The organism is Enterobacter sp. CC120223-11 (assembly GCF_900215375.1).
Classification (GTDB): domain Bacteria; phylum Pseudomonadota; class Gammaproteobacteria; order Enterobacterales; family Enterobacteriaceae; genus Scandinavium.
The window spans coordinates 170,841-185,711 of sequence record NZ_OBEF01000007.1; the positions used below are offsets into that span (position 1 = coordinate 170,841).

At 57.1% G+C, this 14,871-nt stretch carries 16 protein-coding genes; 6 read left to right on the forward strand and 10 right to left on the reverse strand.

Annotated elements, in window-relative coordinates; translation table 11 throughout:
* The first annotated feature begins 198 nt into the window (after window positions 1-198).
* On the forward strand, window positions 199-735 hold the full coding sequence (gene hpt / locus CRO87_RS10610; protein ID WP_176504293.1) for a hypoxanthine phosphoribosyltransferase: 537 nt from the start codon (window positions 199-201) through the stop codon (window positions 733-735).
* Between the two features lie 127 nt (window positions 736-862).
* On the opposite strand, the gene can is transcribed toward hpt, so the two are convergent.
* A complete protein-coding gene (gene can / locus CRO87_RS10615) occupies window positions 863-1,525 on the reverse strand; it encodes a carbonate dehydratase (RefSeq protein ID WP_097162909.1) in 663 nt (220 codons plus the stop codon).
* Window positions 1,526-1,631: 106 nt separating this feature from the next.
* Here can and CRO87_RS10620 point away from each other — a divergent pair, with 106 nt between their 5' ends.
* From CRO87_RS10620 to CRO87_RS10635, 4 genes are all read left to right on the forward strand, one after another.
* On the forward strand, window positions 1,632-2,558 hold the full coding sequence (locus CRO87_RS10620) for an ABC transporter ATP-binding protein (RefSeq protein ID WP_097162910.1): 927 nt from the start codon (window positions 1,632-1,634) through the stop codon (window positions 2,556-2,558).
* Window positions 2,555-3,325: an ABC transporter permease gene (locus CRO87_RS10625; RefSeq protein WP_097162911.1), complete on the forward strand. Its 771-nt coding sequence runs from the start codon at window positions 2,555-2,557 to the stop codon at window positions 3,323-3,325. The genes CRO87_RS10620 and CRO87_RS10625 overlap by 4 nt, the downstream gene beginning before the upstream one ends.
* Before the next feature lie 113 nt (window positions 3,326-3,438).
* Entirely contained in the window at window positions 3,439-3,879 is a 441-nt protein-coding gene (locus CRO87_RS10630; RefSeq protein ID WP_097162912.1) for a PTS sugar transporter subunit IIA, read from the forward strand.
* A gap of 62 nt (window positions 3,880-3,941) precedes the next feature.
* A complete protein-coding gene (locus CRO87_RS10635; RefSeq protein ID WP_097162913.1) occupies window positions 3,942-5,189 on the forward strand; it encodes a polysaccharide deacetylase family protein in 1,248 nt (415 codons plus the stop codon).
* Window positions 5,190-5,192: 3 nt separating this feature from the next.
* Here CRO87_RS10635 and panD read toward each other — a convergent pair whose 3' ends face one another.
* The 9 genes from panD to thpR form a co-directional block, all read right to left on the reverse strand.
* The gene (panD, locus tag CRO87_RS10640; protein WP_097162914.1) at window positions 5,193-5,573 is read right to left on the reverse strand and encodes an aspartate 1-decarboxylase; all 381 of its coding nucleotides are present in this window, start codon (window positions 5,571-5,573) and stop codon (window positions 5,193-5,195) included.
* Between the two features lie 130 nt (window positions 5,574-5,703).
* On the reverse strand, window positions 5,704-6,555 hold the full coding sequence (gene panC, locus CRO87_RS10645; protein WP_097162915.1) for a pantoate--beta-alanine ligase: 852 nt from the start codon (window positions 6,553-6,555) through the stop codon (window positions 5,704-5,706).
* A gap of 10 nt (window positions 6,556-6,565) precedes the next feature.
* On the reverse strand, window positions 6,566-7,357 hold the full coding sequence (gene panB, locus CRO87_RS10650) for a 3-methyl-2-oxobutanoate hydroxymethyltransferase (protein ID WP_097162916.1): 792 nt from the start codon (window positions 7,355-7,357) through the stop codon (window positions 6,566-6,568).
* A 75-nt stretch (window positions 7,358-7,432) separates the two neighbouring features.
* Window positions 7,433-7,912 (reverse strand): 2-amino-4-hydroxy-6-hydroxymethyldihydropteridine diphosphokinase, encoded by a 480-nt coding sequence (folK, locus tag CRO87_RS10655; RefSeq protein ID WP_097162917.1) that lies wholly within the window; start codon window positions 7,910-7,912, stop codon window positions 7,433-7,435.
* A complete protein-coding gene (gene pcnB / locus CRO87_RS10660; protein ID WP_097162918.1) occupies window positions 7,909-9,306 on the reverse strand; it encodes a polynucleotide adenylyltransferase PcnB in 1,398 nt (465 codons plus the stop codon). Before pcnB ends, folK begins: the two co-directional genes overlap by 4 nt.
* A gap of 57 nt (window positions 9,307-9,363) precedes the next feature.
* Window positions 9,364-10,245, reverse strand: a complete 882-nt coding sequence (gene gluQRS / locus CRO87_RS10665; RefSeq protein WP_097162919.1) for a tRNA glutamyl-Q(34) synthetase GluQRS — start codon at window positions 10,243-10,245, stop codon at window positions 9,364-9,366.
* 66 nt (window positions 10,246-10,311) lie between these two features.
* On the reverse strand, window positions 10,312-10,767 hold the full coding sequence (gene dksA, locus CRO87_RS10670) for an RNA polymerase-binding protein DksA (RefSeq protein WP_097162920.1): 456 nt from the start codon (window positions 10,765-10,767) through the stop codon (window positions 10,312-10,314).
* Window positions 10,768-10,919: 152 nt separating this feature from the next.
* Entirely contained in the window at window positions 10,920-11,648 is a 729-nt protein-coding gene (gene sfsA / locus CRO87_RS10675) for a DNA/RNA nuclease SfsA (protein ID WP_097162921.1), read from the reverse strand.
* A gap of 8 nt (window positions 11,649-11,656) precedes the next feature.
* A complete protein-coding gene (gene thpR, locus CRO87_RS10680; RefSeq protein WP_097162922.1) occupies window positions 11,657-12,190 on the reverse strand; it encodes an RNA 2',3'-cyclic phosphodiesterase in 534 nt (177 codons plus the stop codon).
* Between the two features lie 73 nt (window positions 12,191-12,263).
* On the opposite strand from thpR, the gene hrpB reads away from it, so the two are divergent.
* Window positions 12,264-14,693, forward strand: a complete 2,430-nt coding sequence (gene hrpB, locus CRO87_RS10685) for an ATP-dependent helicase HrpB (RefSeq protein WP_097162923.1) — start codon at window positions 12,264-12,266, stop codon at window positions 14,691-14,693.
* The last annotated feature ends 178 nt before the right edge of the window (window positions 14,694-14,871 follow it).

Here is a 14,871-nt window from a genome sequence, read left to right on the forward strand (position 1 = left end):
CACCTCTAACTATTTAATTTTTTAGTAGCAATTAATTATAGGATTTAACAAGTGTGATCGGAATCACAAAATGAGCTTTCTTTTCTCATACCCCAGATAAATCATTTTGCTGGTATACTGCATGGCTTGCCGATCAACGGCGTGTGCTGAGGTGCGCGTGGTTGAGAGATTTATCTCTGAAATCAGATGGTTAGTATAATGAAACATACTGTTGAAGTGATGATCCCCGAAGCGGAGATCAAAGCGCGTATCGCTGAACTGGGCCGCCAGATTACCGAACATTATCAGGACAGCGGCAGCGAAATGGTGCTGGTGGGCCTGCTGCGTGGTTCATTCATGTTCATGGCGGACCTGTGCCGTGAAGTTCACGTCTCCCACGAAGTCGATTTTATGACGGCCTCAAGCTACGGCAGCGGTATGTCGACCACCCGTGATGTGAAAATCCTCAAAGACCTGGACGAAGACATTCGCGGCAAAGACGTGCTGATCGTCGAAGACATTATCGACTCCGGCAACACGCTCTCCAAAGTGCGCGAAATCCTGAGTCTGCGTGAGCCAAAATCACTGGCGATTTGTACCCTGCTCGACAAACCAGAGCGCCGTGAAGTTCAGGTGCCCGTTGAGTTTGTTGGTTTCTCAATTCCTGATGAGTTCGTGGTCGGCTACGGCATTGACTACGCACAGCGCTATCGCCATCTGCCGTACGTCGGCAAAGTGGTGCTGCTGGACGAGTAATTTACCTCGGTGCGGCCTGATGCCCTCACCCCGACCCTCTCCCACGGGGAGAGGGAGCAAACACTAAAAACGGCAACCGAAGTTGCCGTTTTGCATTTATTTCCGCCACCCGGCTTTTTTACAGATGTTATTTGTGATTGATATGACGCGTGTGCAGGTTGGAGATGCCTTTACGGTAGCCCTGTTCCAGGCTTTCGCGGTTGGTGGCCGTCACGTCAAGATCGCGCAGCAGGCCGTCATGAATGCCGTATGCCCAGCCGTGGATAGTCACTTTCTGCCCGCGTTTCCACGCTGACTGCATGATGGTGGAATGGCCCAGGTTATAAACCTGCTCCATTACGTTCAGTTCGCAGAGGGTGTCCATACGGCGGTCCTGCGGCATTTCGCCGAGCAGTGAGCTGTGCTTGAACCAGATATCGCGGATGTGCAGCAGCCAGTTGTTGATAAGGCCCAGCTCCGGGTTCTCAACAGCCGCCTGCACGCCACCGCAGCCGTAGTGGCCGCAAATGATGATGTGTTCGACTTCCAGCACATCTACCGCATACTGAACGACTGACAGGCAATTTAAGTCCGTGTGAACAACCAGGTTTGCTACGTTACGGTGAACAAAAAGCTCACCCGGCTCCAGCCCGGTCAGGCGTTCCGCCGGTACGCGACTGTCGGAGCAGCCGATCCAGAGAAAGCGGGGCTTCTGAGCCTGCGACAGCTTCTCAAAAAAACCGGGATCCTCTTCCACCAGCATTTTTGACCATAGTGCATTGTTGCTGATGAGTGTATCTATGTCGTTCATGGAGGTTGATGACCTGTAACCCAATAAGTGCGTTGCGCTAATATAGGTCAACCGGGCTTTATTGAAAACCAAACATCGATGGCAAAATCTTAAAAAGAGAATATGAATGACCATTGCACTTGAACTGAAACAGCTTAAAAAAACCTATCCGGGCGGCGTGCAGGCGCTGCGCGGTATCGACCTGACGGTCGAGGCGGGAGACTTTTACGCTCTGCTCGGGCCGAACGGCGCGGGGAAATCCACCACCATCGGGATCATCAGCTCACTGGTGAACAAAACCTCCGGGCAGGTAAACGTCTTTGGCTACAGTCTCGAAAAGGACGTCGTCAACGCCAAGCGCCAGCTCGGACTGGTGCCGCAGGAGTTCAACTTCAACCCGTTTGAAACCGTCCAGCAGATTGTGGTCAATCAGGCGGGTTACTACGGCGTTGAGCGTAAAGAAGCGGTCACTCGCAGCGAAAAGTACCTTAAACAGCTCGATCTGTGGGAAAAGCGTAACGAACGTGCGCGCATGTTATCCGGCGGGATGAAGCGCCGTCTGATGATTGCCCGTGCGCTGATGCATGAGCCAAAGCTCTTGATCCTCGATGAGCCGACCGCGGGCGTGGATATCGAACTGCGCCGCTCCATGTGGGGGTTCCTGAAGGATCTCAACGATAAAGGCACCACCATCATTCTGACCACCCACTATCTGGAAGAAGCCGAGATGCTGTGCCGTAACATCGGCATTATTCAGCACGGTGAACTGGTGGAAAACACCTCGATGAAAAATCTGCTGTCGAAGCTGAAGTCGGAAACCTTCATTCTGGACCTGGCGGCGAAAAGCCCGCTGCCGAAGCTCGAAGGCTATCAGTACCGCCTGGTTGATACGTCGACGCTGGAAGTGGAAGTGCTGCGCGAGCAGGGCATCAACAGCGTCTTTGCGCAGCTGAGCGAGCAGGGCGTGCAGGTATTGAGTATGCGTAACAAGGCCAACCGTCTGGAAGAGCTGTTCGTCACGCTGGTGCAGGGTAAGACAGGAGAGCAGGCATGATGCAGCTGTATTGGGTGGCGCTGAAAAGTATCTGGGCCAAAGAAATTAACCGCTTTATGCGGATCTGGATCCAAACGCTGGTGCCGCCGGTCATCACCATGACCCTCTATTTCATTATTTTCGGCAACCTGATCGGTTCCCGCATTGGCGACATGCATGGCTTCACTTACATGCAGTTCATCGTGCCGGGCCTGATTATGATGGCGGTGATCACCAACGCCTATGCCAACGTGGCTTCATCGTTCTTCAGCGCCAAGTTCCAGCGCAATATTGAAGAGCTGCTGGTGGCGCCGGTGCCGACGCATGTCGTTATTGCTGGTTACGTTGGCGGTGGCGTAGCGCGTGGGCTGTGCGTGGGGGTTCTGGTGACGGCAATTTCGCTGTTCTTCGTACCGTTCCAGGTGCACTCCTGGTTGTTCGTCGGGCTGACGCTGCTGCTGACGGCAATCCTGTTCTCGCTGGCGGGCCTGCTGAATGCGGTATTCGCCAAGACGTTTGATGACATCAGCCTGATCCCGACCTTCGTGCTGACGCCGCTGACCTACCTCGGCGGGGTGTTCTACTCGCTGACGCTGCTGCCGCCTTTCTGGCAGGCGCTGTCGCACCTGAACCCGATTGTCTACATGATTAGCGGCTTCCGTTTCGGCTTCCTGGGTATTACTGACGTGCCGTTGTTCACCACCGTTGGAGTGCTGGTGGTGTTCATCATTGCGTTTTACGCGCTGTGCTGGTACCTGATTCAGCGCGGGCGCGGCCTGCGTAGCTGATTGTCTGACCCGCCGGGCAGCGCACAGTTGCCCGGCTGCCCCAAACCTTGATCGATCGCACCTCAGCGCAATCTTCACTTCGCTAAACTACTTGCCTGCGAAGGAGATGAGCTATGTTGGGTTGGGTGATTGCCTGCCATGACGATCGGGCGCAGGTGCTGCTGGATCGGCTGGAGAAAAAGTATGGGGCGCTGCCGCACTGCCGGGCGGTGACCTTCTGGCGTGGGCTCAGCACCAATATGCTCAGCCGTATGATGTGTGATGCGCTGCATCAAACCGACACCGGCGACGGCGTCATTTTTCTCACCGACAGCGCCGGAGACGCGCCTTATCGTGTCGGCGCGTTGCTGAGTCACAAGCATTCGCACTGTGAAGTCATTTCCGGTATCAGCTATCCACTGATTGAATCTATGCTTCCGTTTCGCGATATTCTCAGCAGCGAAGCCTTTCGCGATGCTATCGTGGCGAAAGGGCGACCTGAAGCCAGCAGCCTCTGGCACCAGCAGCAAAAAAATCCACCTTTTGTTCTCCTGCATGACCTGTATGCGAATTAAGCGTTGGTATTGATGAGGTATTTGTTACACTAACGGCTGACTTATCGCACCGGTTAGAGCGCATGCTGATACGCGTTATATTCTCCCTTCTGATCCTCCTTTCTGGCGGGGCTTCTGCCAGCCTGCTGAGCCAGCAAGGTCAACCCGCCCGCTACATGCAAACCACCGAAGATGCCACCATTTGGGCGCAGGTCGGGAATAATGTCGTCACCGTCGGCAACGTGCACGCCGGGCAAATTCTCGCGGTTGTGCCTACGGCGGCCGATTATTACGAGTTTAGCTTCGGCTTTGGCACCGGGTTTATCGACAAAGGGCACCTGGAACCCGTACAGGGGAACCAGCGGGTGGAGGACAGCCTCGGCGACCTGAACAAGCCGCTCAGCAATCAGAATCTCATCACCTGGCGCGACACGCCGGTCTATAACGCCCCGAATGCAGGCAGTGCACCTTTTGGCGTACTGGCGGATAACCTGCGCTACCCGGTGATGGCGAAGCTTAAAGACCGCCTTAATCAGACCTGGTTTCAGATCCGTATCGGCAACCGTCTGGCGTGGGTCAGCAGCCTCGATGCGCAGCTCGACAACGGCATTCCGATCCTGACTTACCACCACATTCTGCGCGATGAAGAGAACACCCGTTTCCGCCATACCTCCACCACAACCTCCGTGCGCGCGTTCAGCAACCAGATGACCTGGCTGCGCGATCAGGGCTACACCACCCTGACGATGTATCAGCTGGAAGGCTATATCCGCAATAAAATGAATCTTCCGGCGCGCTCGGTGGTGATCACCTTTGACGATGGCCTGAAGTCGGTCGATCGCTATGCCTACCCGGTTCTGAAGGAGTACGGCTTCAAGGCGACGGCTTTTATCATCTCGTCGCGCATCAAGCGCCATCCGCAAAAGTGGGATCCGAAATCGCTACAGTTCATGAGCATCTCAGAGCTGCGTCAAATTCAGGACGTGTTTGATATTCAGTCGCACACCCATTTCCTGCACCGGGTGGATGGATACCGGCGGCCAATTCTGCTGAGCCGCAGCTATCACAACATTTTGTTTGATTTCGAGCGTTCCCGTCGCGCGTTAACCCAATTCAACCCGCACGTGCTGTACCTCTCATACCCGTTCGGCGGCTATAACGCGACGGCAGTGCAGGCGGCGAACGACGCAGGTTTTCATCTGGCGGTGACGACGGTGAAGGGGAAGGTGAAACCGGGCGATAATCCGTTCTTACTGAAGCGCTTGTATATCTTAAGAACGGATTCGTTAGAGACGATGTCGCGGCTGATCAGCAATCAGCCGCAGGGGTAAAGCTTAAGCGACCTGAACCGGAATGGCTTTTGCGGTGCGCTTCATTTCGTTGTCGCCTTCGAAGTAGGCAACGTTTGGACGCCAGCTGCGTGCTTCGGCGTCGGACATGGTGACGAAGCTTGCGATAATCACAATGTCGCCAACTTCGGCGTTGTGTGCCGCCGCGCCGTTAACGGAGATGATTTTCGAGCCACGTTCCGCCGCGATTGCGTAAGTGGAGAAACGCTTACCGTTGTTAACGTTCCAGATATCAATGGCTTCGTTTTCCAGAATCCCCGAAGCATCCAGGAAATCCTGATCGATGGCGCAAGAGCCTTCATAATGCAGGTCCGCATGAGTGACTTTAACGCGGTGGAGCTTGCCCTGCAGCATAGTGCGAATCATAACTTTACCTTTACCTTCACGGTGCTGTGTCGGGTGGCGCTTCGCTTACCCGACCTACGTAGGCCCGGCAGGCGAAAGTGCCGCCGGGCGTAATTCACGGCAGTATTGCCCGTTTTTTAACCCTTGTCTATCAGCTTAATTCAACGGTTTTGTTGTCGATAAGCCGCGCCTGACCGAGCCATGCGGCCATCAGGATAACCGCCCGCTGGCTGGTTTCTGACAGCTCAAGCAGGGTGTCGGCATCACGGATCTGAATGTCATCGGCGCGGAAGCCTTTGTCGTTCAGCTCCTGCTCCGCCAGGGCAATCATCTCTTCGATATCGCGGTCACCGGCTGTGATTTTTTCCGCCATGCCGTTCATCACTTTGCTCAGACCCGGCGCGATTTTGCGCTGATCGCTGGTGAGGTAGCCGTTGCGGGAACTTAGCGCGAGGCCGTCTTTGGCGCGCACGGTTGGCACGCCAACGATGTCAATGTCGTAGCCCATGTCGGCGACCATTTTGCGGATCAGAGCCAGCTGCTGGTAGTCCTTCTCGCCGAAGCAGGCCACGTCCGGCTGTACCAGGTTGAACAGCTTGCTGACGATGGTGGAGACGCCACGGAAATGGCCCGGGCGGCTGGCGCCTTCCAGCATAGTGGAAATGCCCGGCACGTCGACGAAGGTCTGGGCGTCAGTGCCTTTCGGGTAAATATCCGCTGGCGCAGGCGCGAACACGAAATCCACTTTGCGCTTGTTCAGCTTTTCGCAGTCTTCCTGCAGCGTGCGCGGGTAGCGTGCGAGGTCGTCGGCTCTGTCGAACTGCATAGGGTTGACGAAGATGCTGGCCACCACCACGTCGGCGCGGTCTTTGGCTTCATCGACGAGTTTCATATGGCCATCGTGCAGGTTGCCCATGGTCGGCACCAGCGCGATGCGCTTGCCTTCCTGACGCAGACGACGGATATGCTGACGCAGCAGCGGCAGGGTTTCGATAATCAGCACAACAAACTCCTTAGTGGAAACTGTGTTCTTCACCCGGATAGACACCGGACTCGACCTCGGCAATATACTGCCGCACGGCGGCGCGCATGTCGCCCGCATCCGTCAGGAAATTTTTGGCAAATTTAGGGATATGGCCGCCGGTAATGCCAAACGCATCGTGCATCACGAGGATCTGCCCGTCGGTCACGTTGCCCGCGCCGATGCCGATAACCGGAATGGTCAGCGCTTCGGTAATGCGTTTTGCCAGCGCAACGGGCACGCACTCCAGCACCAGCAGCTGAATGCCTGCGGCTTCCAGCGCCAGGGCATCGTCAAACAGGGTTTGCGAGGCATCGCCACGGCCCTGAACCTTGTAGCCGCCGAACACGTTCACCGACTGCGGCGTCAGACCGAGATGCCCGCACACCGGCACGGCGCGCTCAGCCAGCATTTTCACCGTTGGCGCAAGCCAGGCTCCGCCTTCAAGCTTCACCATATTGGCGCCTGCACGCATTACCACGGCGGAATTCTCAAACGCCTGCTCCGGCGTGGCGTAAGCCATAAACGGCAGGTCCGCCAGCAGCAGGCAGTTCGGCGCACCACGGCGCACGGCGCGGGTGTGGTAGGCGATATCTTCAACGGTTACAGGCAGCGTGGAGTCATGACCCTGCACGGTCATGCCCAGCGAGTCGCCGACCAGCATGACGTCGATCCCGGCATCGGCGAACAGTTTCGCAAAGCTGAAATCATAGGCGGTGATGGTGGCAAAGCGTTTCTTTTCCTGTTTGCATTTCTGCAGCAGGGAGATGGTGGTGGGTTTCATAGCGTTTCCTGATAACGAAAGCCGAATCTTGCGGCATTGTATCAGTCACATTCACACGGGCAATCGTTTTGCCGTTTACCAGTGAGCAGGTTTTGCGCTGTTAAGCGTTTGCAGGAGAGAGGCCAGAGTTTTGCCGTCAGGGAAAATGAGATCCGCAGCGATTTCGGCCAGCGGCCAAAGCATAAAGCCACGGTTGTGCATGTCGTAGTGCGGCACCGTCAGGCGGTCAGAATGGATGATGCGATCGCCGAACAACATGATATCGAGGTCCAGCGTGCGCGGCCCCCAGCGCTCTTCTTTCCGCACGCGGCCCTGCTGGAGCTCGATGCGCTGGGTATTGTCCAGAAGGGTTTCTGGTTCCAGTTCCGTGTCGAGCGCTACGGCGGCATTGAGATAGTCAGGCTGATCCTGCGGACCGAGCGGAGGCGTGCGGTAAAACGACGACACGGCAGCTATTGCCGTGTGTGGAATTTCGCCGAGCGCAGCGATCGCCGCATTCACCTGATCGAGCGGTGAAGCCAGATTGCTGCCGACGGCGATATAAACGCGTGTCACGCGTTGCCACCCTGACGCGGGGCGCGCTTGCGTGGACGGCGGTGACGACGACGTGCGGCCGGTTCTTCATCCAGGCCGTTGAGCATATCTTTCTGTGCTGGCGGCGCGGCCACCTGGAATTCGCCCCACCACTGAGTGAGACGTTGCAGCTCATGGTTGCTTTCCGCTTCGGCACGCAGCGCCAGCAGATCGTAGGCAGCGCGGAATTTCGGATGCTCCATCAGCTTCCAGGCGCGTTTACCCTGACGACGAGACATGCGCAGCTGAAGCTGCCAGATATCGCGCACCAGCGTGGTAATGCGTTTTGGAATGGCGAGCGAACGGCAGCCTTCGTCGAGCACGTCGTTCATTGCCAGCGCAAAGGCGTCGTAATAGGCCAGGCCGCTTTCCTGCGCGATGCGCTGCGCGGTTTCCAGCAGCGGATACCAGAACATGGCGGCAAACAGGAACGCCGGGTTCACGCGCATGTCGTTGTGAATGCGGTTATCGGTATTTTTCAGCACCTGGCTGATGATGCGCTCCATCGGGCTGTCACCGTTTTCGGTGAAGTAGCGGGTGATGGTCGGGAACAGCGGCTGGAACAGGCTGTATTCACGCAGCAGCTTGTAAGTTTCAAAGCCGTAACCGGCCTGCAGCAGCTTCAGGGATTCTTCAAACAGGCGCGCGGGCGGCACGTCGTTGATAAGCGTTGCCAGGCGTGGAATGGGCTCGGCGGTGTCCGGGCTGATACGCATGTTCAGCTTGGCGGCGAAACGCACCGCGCGCAGCATACGCACCGGATCTTCACGGTAGCGGGTTTCCGGGTTGCCAATCAGGCGAATGATGCCTTCCTGCAAATCACGCATGCCACCGACGTAATCGCGAACGGTGAAATCCGCCACGCTGTAGTAGAGGCTGTTGATGGTGAAGTCGCGGCGCTGGGCATCTTCTTCGATGTTGCCGAAGATGTTGTCGCGGAGCAGCATGCCGTTCTGGCCGCGCTGTGAGGTGGCGCGATCGTCCGGGGATCCATCGTGATGGCCGCGGAAGGTGGCGACTTCAATAATTTCCGGGCCGAACATCACGTGGGCCAGACGGAAACGGCGACCGACCAGACGGCAGTTGCGGAACAGCTTACGCACCTGTTCAGGCGTGGCGCTGGTGGTCACGTCAAAATCTTTTGGTTTTTTGTCCAGCAGCAGGTCGCGTACGCCACCGCCGACGAGATAAGCCTCATAGCCTGCTTTATTCAGGCGATAGAGCACCTTGAGGGCATTTTCACTGATATCTTTGCGGGAAATAGCGTGCTGCTCACGCGGAATGACCGTCATTTCAGGTTTTACGTCGACGGTTTCAGCCCCGGTTTCATCACGGGTTAGCACCTTACGGCAAAAATTAGCGACTCGGGTAAAAATGTTACACCTCGGTTATCGTGTCAGTCGGAAGACGTGCGGACAAAAAATTGCGGCTAATCATAGCTCACCGGGGAGCGTTTGAGAATCTTTTACCGCCGGGAGGCTCCAGTTTGCCACCGCATTCGCCAGCAGGCTCTCAAGCGAGCAGTCCTGCCACTCATTAACAATAGACTGATTAAGAAACTGTAATGCCCGAATAATTTCCGGACGCGGGTCGCCGGTGGATAACGCGGGCGCGTGATTCTGCTTGGATAATTTCGCGCCCTCCTGATTCAGCGCCAGCGGCAGATGAATATAGTCAGGCTCCGCCCAGCCGAAATGGCGATACAGAGAAATTTGCCGCACCGTTGGTTCAATTAAATCTGCGCCGCGCACTATTTCGGTCACGCCCTGATAATGGTCGTCGACCACGACAGCCAGATTGTAGGCGAATAACCCATCCCGGCGATGAATAATAAAATCTTCGCGGGCGAGCGATTCGTTAGTGACAATATTGCCGCGCAGGCCATCGTGAAAATTCAGGACAGGATGCGTCTGATGCAAACGCAGTGCGGCATTCTGCGGGCCGAGGTGTAATTCACGACAGTGGCCGTCGTAAATACCGCCGACGCTCTGAATACGTGCGCGGGTGCAGGTGCAGTAATAGCTCAGGCCCTGTTCGCGCAGCCAGGCGAGCCTTTCGCGGTAGGCCTCGTGGCGCTGAGATTGCCACAGCACCTCGCCATCCCAGTGCAGACCATAATGTTCCAGCTGACGCAGAATCGTCTGTGCGGCACCGGGAACTTCACGGGGGGGATCGATATCTTCGATGCGAACTAACCACTTTCCCTCCAGGGCGCGGGCTTGCAAATAGCTGCCGAGGGCGGCAATCAGAGAGCCGAAATGGAGTTCACCAGAAGGGGAAGGCGCAAAACGCCCGATATAATCAGAAATTGCCATGTCTCAGGTTCAGAAAAGAACAAGGCGGGAAGTGCTCCCGCCATGGTGATGATGCAATCGGGGGACTTAGCCCGCCATTTGCTTTTCGCGGATTTCCGCCAGCGTTTTGCAGTCGATGCAAAGATCGGCAGTTGGACGCGCTTCCAGACGACGAATTCCGATTTCCACTCCGCAGGATTCGCAGTAGCCAAAATCTTCGTCTTCGACCTTCTTCAGCGTTTTCTCGATCTTTTTAATCAGCTTACGCTCACGGTCACGGTTACGCAGTTCGAGGCTGAACTCTTCTTCCTGGGCCGCACGGTCTACCGGGTCCGGGAAGTTGGCAGCTTCATCCTGCATGTGTGTCACGGTACGATCAACTTCATCCCTGAGTTGGTTACGCCACGCTTCAAGAATACGCTTGAAGTGAGACAGCTGGGCTTCGTTCATATACTCTTCACCCGGCTTCTCTTGGTATGGCTCCACCCCAGCGATGGCGAGAATACTCAGGGACGATGTTTTACGGATTTGCCCTTCTTGCATGTTGCTTCTCCTTAACACGCACTATCGATCCCCATGTGGGGGAAAAATCAGGCCGCTATAAATAGCAGATGCTTTTCAGGATAGCAATTGTCTAAACGTTACACTTGACAACCCTGTGAGGAAAAGCGTATTTGCGCACGCGACCAGCACACTTATTGTTCAGTCGTTATCTCCGGGGATAGCACCACGGGTAACGGCTCTATCAGAGTCATATTATCGGCAGAAAGTTCCGCTTTATAAGCCAGAATTTCGACCCCCTTGTTTTGTGCCTCATTCAACAATTGCGCGTATTTAGCATCGATATGGCGCGCGGGTGAAAAACGGGTAATGGCAGAGTGAAGGACCGCAAATAACACCACGGCACGATCGCCTGAGGCCGCCACCCCCATCAACTCTCGCAAATGCTTCTGGCCACGTTCTGTCACCGCATCGGGAAAATAACCGTACTCTTCTTCCGCCAACGTAACCGATTTCACTTCAATATAGCAGTTGCGGCGGTTCTCTGCCTGTAGCAGAAAATCAATCCGGCTGCGCTCTTCACCGTATTTCACTTCACTTTTCAATACACTGTAATTGGTAAGTTCAGGAATGTTTTCCAACAGGAGTGCTTCCTTCACCAGCTGATTGGCCCGCTGCGTGTTCACGCAAATAAACGCTCCATTTTGCGTTTCCGTCACTTCCCAGGTATGGGCATATTTCCGCGTTTTGCTGTCCGACGTGGAATACCAGACGGTATCGCCAGGCGTCGCGCAGCTGGTCATTGCCCCGGTGTTCGGGCAGTGCAAAGTAAGTTCTTCGCCTTCAGGCGTGACCACGTCGGCCAGAAAGCGCTTATAGCGCTGGAGCAAACGGGCGGGTTTGAGCGGGGGCGAAAACTGCATAGGCGTCCTTATTTATCGTTCAGCGTCCAGCGTTCAAGCCGGGTGTAGCGGGTGCGACCGCGGGAAAATTCGGAGCTGTAGAGACCGAACTCTGTGACGGGTACTTTCCAGCTAAAACCCGGCGCGGGAATGGGGACCGCATGGGCTGTGTTGCGCATCAACGTGATGTGAGGGTGAAACGGCAGTGGGCTCTGGTAACAGCCGCTGCGTGCGGCCTGAGCGCGCAGCATATTCGCCAGCTGGAGTAATCCACGAGGAGGCTGGCGCGTGCCGAGCCACACCACCTGCGAACGCAGCCATTGCCCCGCGTCGTTTAACTCCAGGGCAAAACCCGGCTGGCGAATGCGTCCGGCCATCGCCGCCAGCGCCCGCTGCTTTTCAGTGCTCACCTCACCGAGAAACGCCAGCGTCAGATGCAGGTTCGCCGCCGCGATCGGGCGTCCGCTGTCGGCGGGAAAATTTGCGGCTCGCCAGTGGATAATCTGCTGCTGCACGTCGTCGGGAAGTTCGAGGGCGAAAAACAGTCTTTTGGGTTCAGACATGCGAGGGACTCGGTAATGATTTGGCGCAATGCTACAATGCCGGGCCCTCTAAAGTCACCCACCGGAGTCCGTTGTGTCGTCACTGCCCGTCGCCGCCATCCTTCCCGAACTGCTCGAAGCACTCACCCGCGCGCCACAGGTGCTGCTCAATGCGCCCACCGGGGCCGGTAAATCCACCTGGCTGCCGCTTCAGCTGCTTCAGGCGGGTGTTATTGAAGGCAAAATCATCCTGCTGGAGCCGCGCAGACTGGCGGCACGTAACGTTGCCCAGCGTCTGGCCGAATTGCTGAATGAAAAGCCAGGCGAGACGGTCGGTTACAGGATGCGGGCGGAAACCTGCGTGGGTAAGAACACGCGGCTGGAAGTGGTGACCGAAGGGATTTTGACGCGCATGATCCAGCGCGATCCTGAACTCAGCGGCGTGGGGCTGGTGATCCTCGATGAATTCCACGAGCGCAGCTTACAGGCCGATTTGGCGCTGGCACTGCTGCTCGACGTCCAGGGCGGTCTGCGGGACGATCTCAAACTGCTGATCATGTCAGCCACGCTCGACAACGCCCGCCTGCAAACGCTGTTGCCGGACGCACCGGTCATTGCCTCGGAAGGTCGTGCGTTCCCGGTGGAGCGGCGCTATCAGGCATTGCCCACACACCAGCGTTTTGATGAAGCCGTGGCTGTGGCGACGGCAGAACTGCTGCGCCAGGAGTCTGGTTCGTTGCTGCTGTTTCTGCCGGGCGTCGGAGAGATTCAGCGCGTGGCGGAGCAGCTCGCCGGGCGAGTGGGAACGGATGTCGTGCTTTGCCCGCTTTATGGAGCACTGTCGCTCGCCGATCAGCGCAAAGCGATTCTCCCGGCGGAAAAAGGCACGCGAAAAGTGGTGCTGGCAACCAATATCGCCGAAACCAGCCTGACCATCGAAGGCATCCGGCTGGTGGTGGACTGCGCTCAGGAGCGCGTGGCGCGTTTCGACCCTCGTAGCGGGCTGACCCGTCTGGTCACACAGCGAGTGAGCCAGGCATCAATGACGCAGCGTGCCGGGCGAGCGGGGCGTCTGGAACCGGGGATCGGCCTGCATCTGCTTGGCAAAGAGCAGGCCGAACGTGCGGCGCTTCAGGGTGAGCCTGAGATTCTGCAAAGCGACCTGTGTGGGCTGATGCTCGAACTGTTGCAGTGGGGCTGTCAGGATCCGGCGCAGCTTAGCTGGCTGGATCAGCCGCCTGAAACCAATCTGGCGGCTGCGCGCAGGTTGCTGTCACAGCTCGGCGCTTATGACGGCAAGCAGCTGACGCCGCAGGGGCAGAAGATGGCGTCCATCGGCAACGACCCGCGCCTGGCGGCGATGCTGATTGCGGCGAAAACCCCGGATGAAATGGCGACGGCGGCAAAACTGGCGGCGATTCTGGAAGAACCACCGCGAGGCGGTAATGCCGATCTCAGCTCAGCCTTTGCGCGAAATCAGCCGAACTGGCAGCAGCGTGCTAGGGCGCTGGTTCAGCGGCTGAATACAGCCCCTGGTTCGCCGGATGCCGGGCTAATACCCCTGCTATTGGCGCAGGGTTTTGCCGACCGAATCGCCCGTCGCCGCGGTCAGGAAGGCCGCTATCAGCTGGCAAACGGCATGGGCGCAATGCTCGACGTAGACGATGCGCTGGGCCGCCATGAATGGCTGATTGCGCCGCTGCTGTTGCAGGGCAGCCAGTCGCCGGATGCGCGGATATTGCAGGCCCAGCCTCTGGATGTTGACGCCCTGGTGGCGGCTTGTCCGGCGCTGCTCACGCAGTCCGACATCATTGAATGGGATGAACAACAGGGCACGCTGAAGGCCTGGCGTCGCAGCCGCATCGGCGAGCTGACGGTGAAAGTCCAGCCGCTGGCGAAGCCCTCCGAGGAGGAGCTGCATCAGGCGATGCTCAACGGCATTCGTGACAAAGGATTGAGCATACTGAACTGGACGCCGGAGGCGGAGCAGCTACGCTTGCGTATTCAGTGCGCCGCGCGCTGGCTGCCGGATGATGAGTGGCCGGCAATGGACGATGAGGTGCTGCTGGCTGGGCTGGAGTCATGGCTGCTGCCGCACATGACGGGCGTGCATTCGCTCAAAGCCCTGAAGGCGCTGAATATTCGTGAGGCATTACAGGGGCTTCTGCCCTGGTCACTGCGACAACGTCTGGATACTGAGTTACCCACGCATTACACTGTGCCGACCGGAAGTCGGATAGCGCTGCGCTATGATGCCGATAACCCGCCTGTACTCTCTGTGCGGATGCAGGAGATGTTTGGCGAAGCTGCCACGCCGACGATTGCTCAGGGCCGCGTGGCGCTGGTGCTGGAGCTGCTTTCCCCGGCGCAGCGACCGTTGCAGATTACGCGCGATTTGAGCGCATTCTGGGCCGGGGCGTATCGCGAAGTGCAAAAAGAGATGAAAGGGCGCTACCCGAAGCACGTCTGGCCGGACGATCCGGCGAATACGGCGCCGACGCGGCGCACGAAGAAGTATTCGTGATTTTGGGAGAGGGGGAAAATTGTGCGGTCTGATGCCCTCTCCCCAACCCTCTCCCACAGGGAGAGGGAGCAAACACGAAAGGCACGCCTTGCTGTTTACCTCGAGAGGGTGCAAACACTAAAACGCTTTTCGTTGAAAAGCGTTTGCAGTTTATTTTGAGAGATTTCTTCTTTCACCT

Excerpts from the sequence above, each read along its gene's own strand:
- hpt (WP_176504293.1), top strand. The coding sequence starts at position 199 with ATGAAACATACTGTTGAAGTGATGATCCCCGAAGCGGAGATCAAAGCG.
- can (WP_097162909.1), bottom strand. The coding sequence starts at position 1,525 with ATGAACGACATAGATACACTCATCAGCAACAATGCACTATGGTCAAAA.
- CRO87_RS10620 (WP_097162910.1), top strand. The coding sequence starts at position 1,632 with ATGACCATTGCACTTGAACTGAAACAGCTTAAAAAAACCTATCCGGGC.
- CRO87_RS10625 (WP_097162911.1), top strand. The coding sequence starts at position 2,555 with ATGATGCAGCTGTATTGGGTGGCGCTGAAAAGTATCTGGGCCAAAGAA.
- CRO87_RS10630 (WP_097162912.1), top strand. The coding sequence starts at position 3,439 with ATGTTGGGTTGGGTGATTGCCTGCCATGACGATCGGGCGCAGGTGCTG.
- CRO87_RS10635 (WP_097162913.1), top strand. The coding sequence starts at position 3,942 with ATGCTGATACGCGTTATATTCTCCCTTCTGATCCTCCTTTCTGGCGGG.
- panD (WP_097162914.1), bottom strand. The coding sequence starts at position 5,573 with ATGATTCGCACTATGCTGCAGGGCAAGCTCCACCGCGTTAAAGTCACT.
- panB (WP_097162916.1), bottom strand. The coding sequence starts at position 7,357 with ATGAAACCCACCACCATCTCCCTGCTGCAGAAATGCAAACAGGAAAAG.
- gluQRS (WP_097162919.1), bottom strand. The coding sequence starts at position 10,245 with ATGGCAATTTCTGATTATATCGGGCGTTTTGCGCCTTCCCCTTCTGGT.
- dksA (WP_097162920.1), bottom strand. The coding sequence starts at position 10,767 with ATGCAAGAAGGGCAAATCCGTAAAACATCGTCCCTGAGTATTCTCGCC.
- sfsA (WP_097162921.1), bottom strand. The coding sequence starts at position 11,648 with ATGCAGTTTTCGCCCCCGCTCAAACCCGCCCGTTTGCTCCAGCGCTAT.
- thpR (WP_097162922.1), bottom strand. The coding sequence starts at position 12,190 with ATGTCTGAACCCAAAAGACTGTTTTTCGCCCTCGAACTTCCCGACGAC.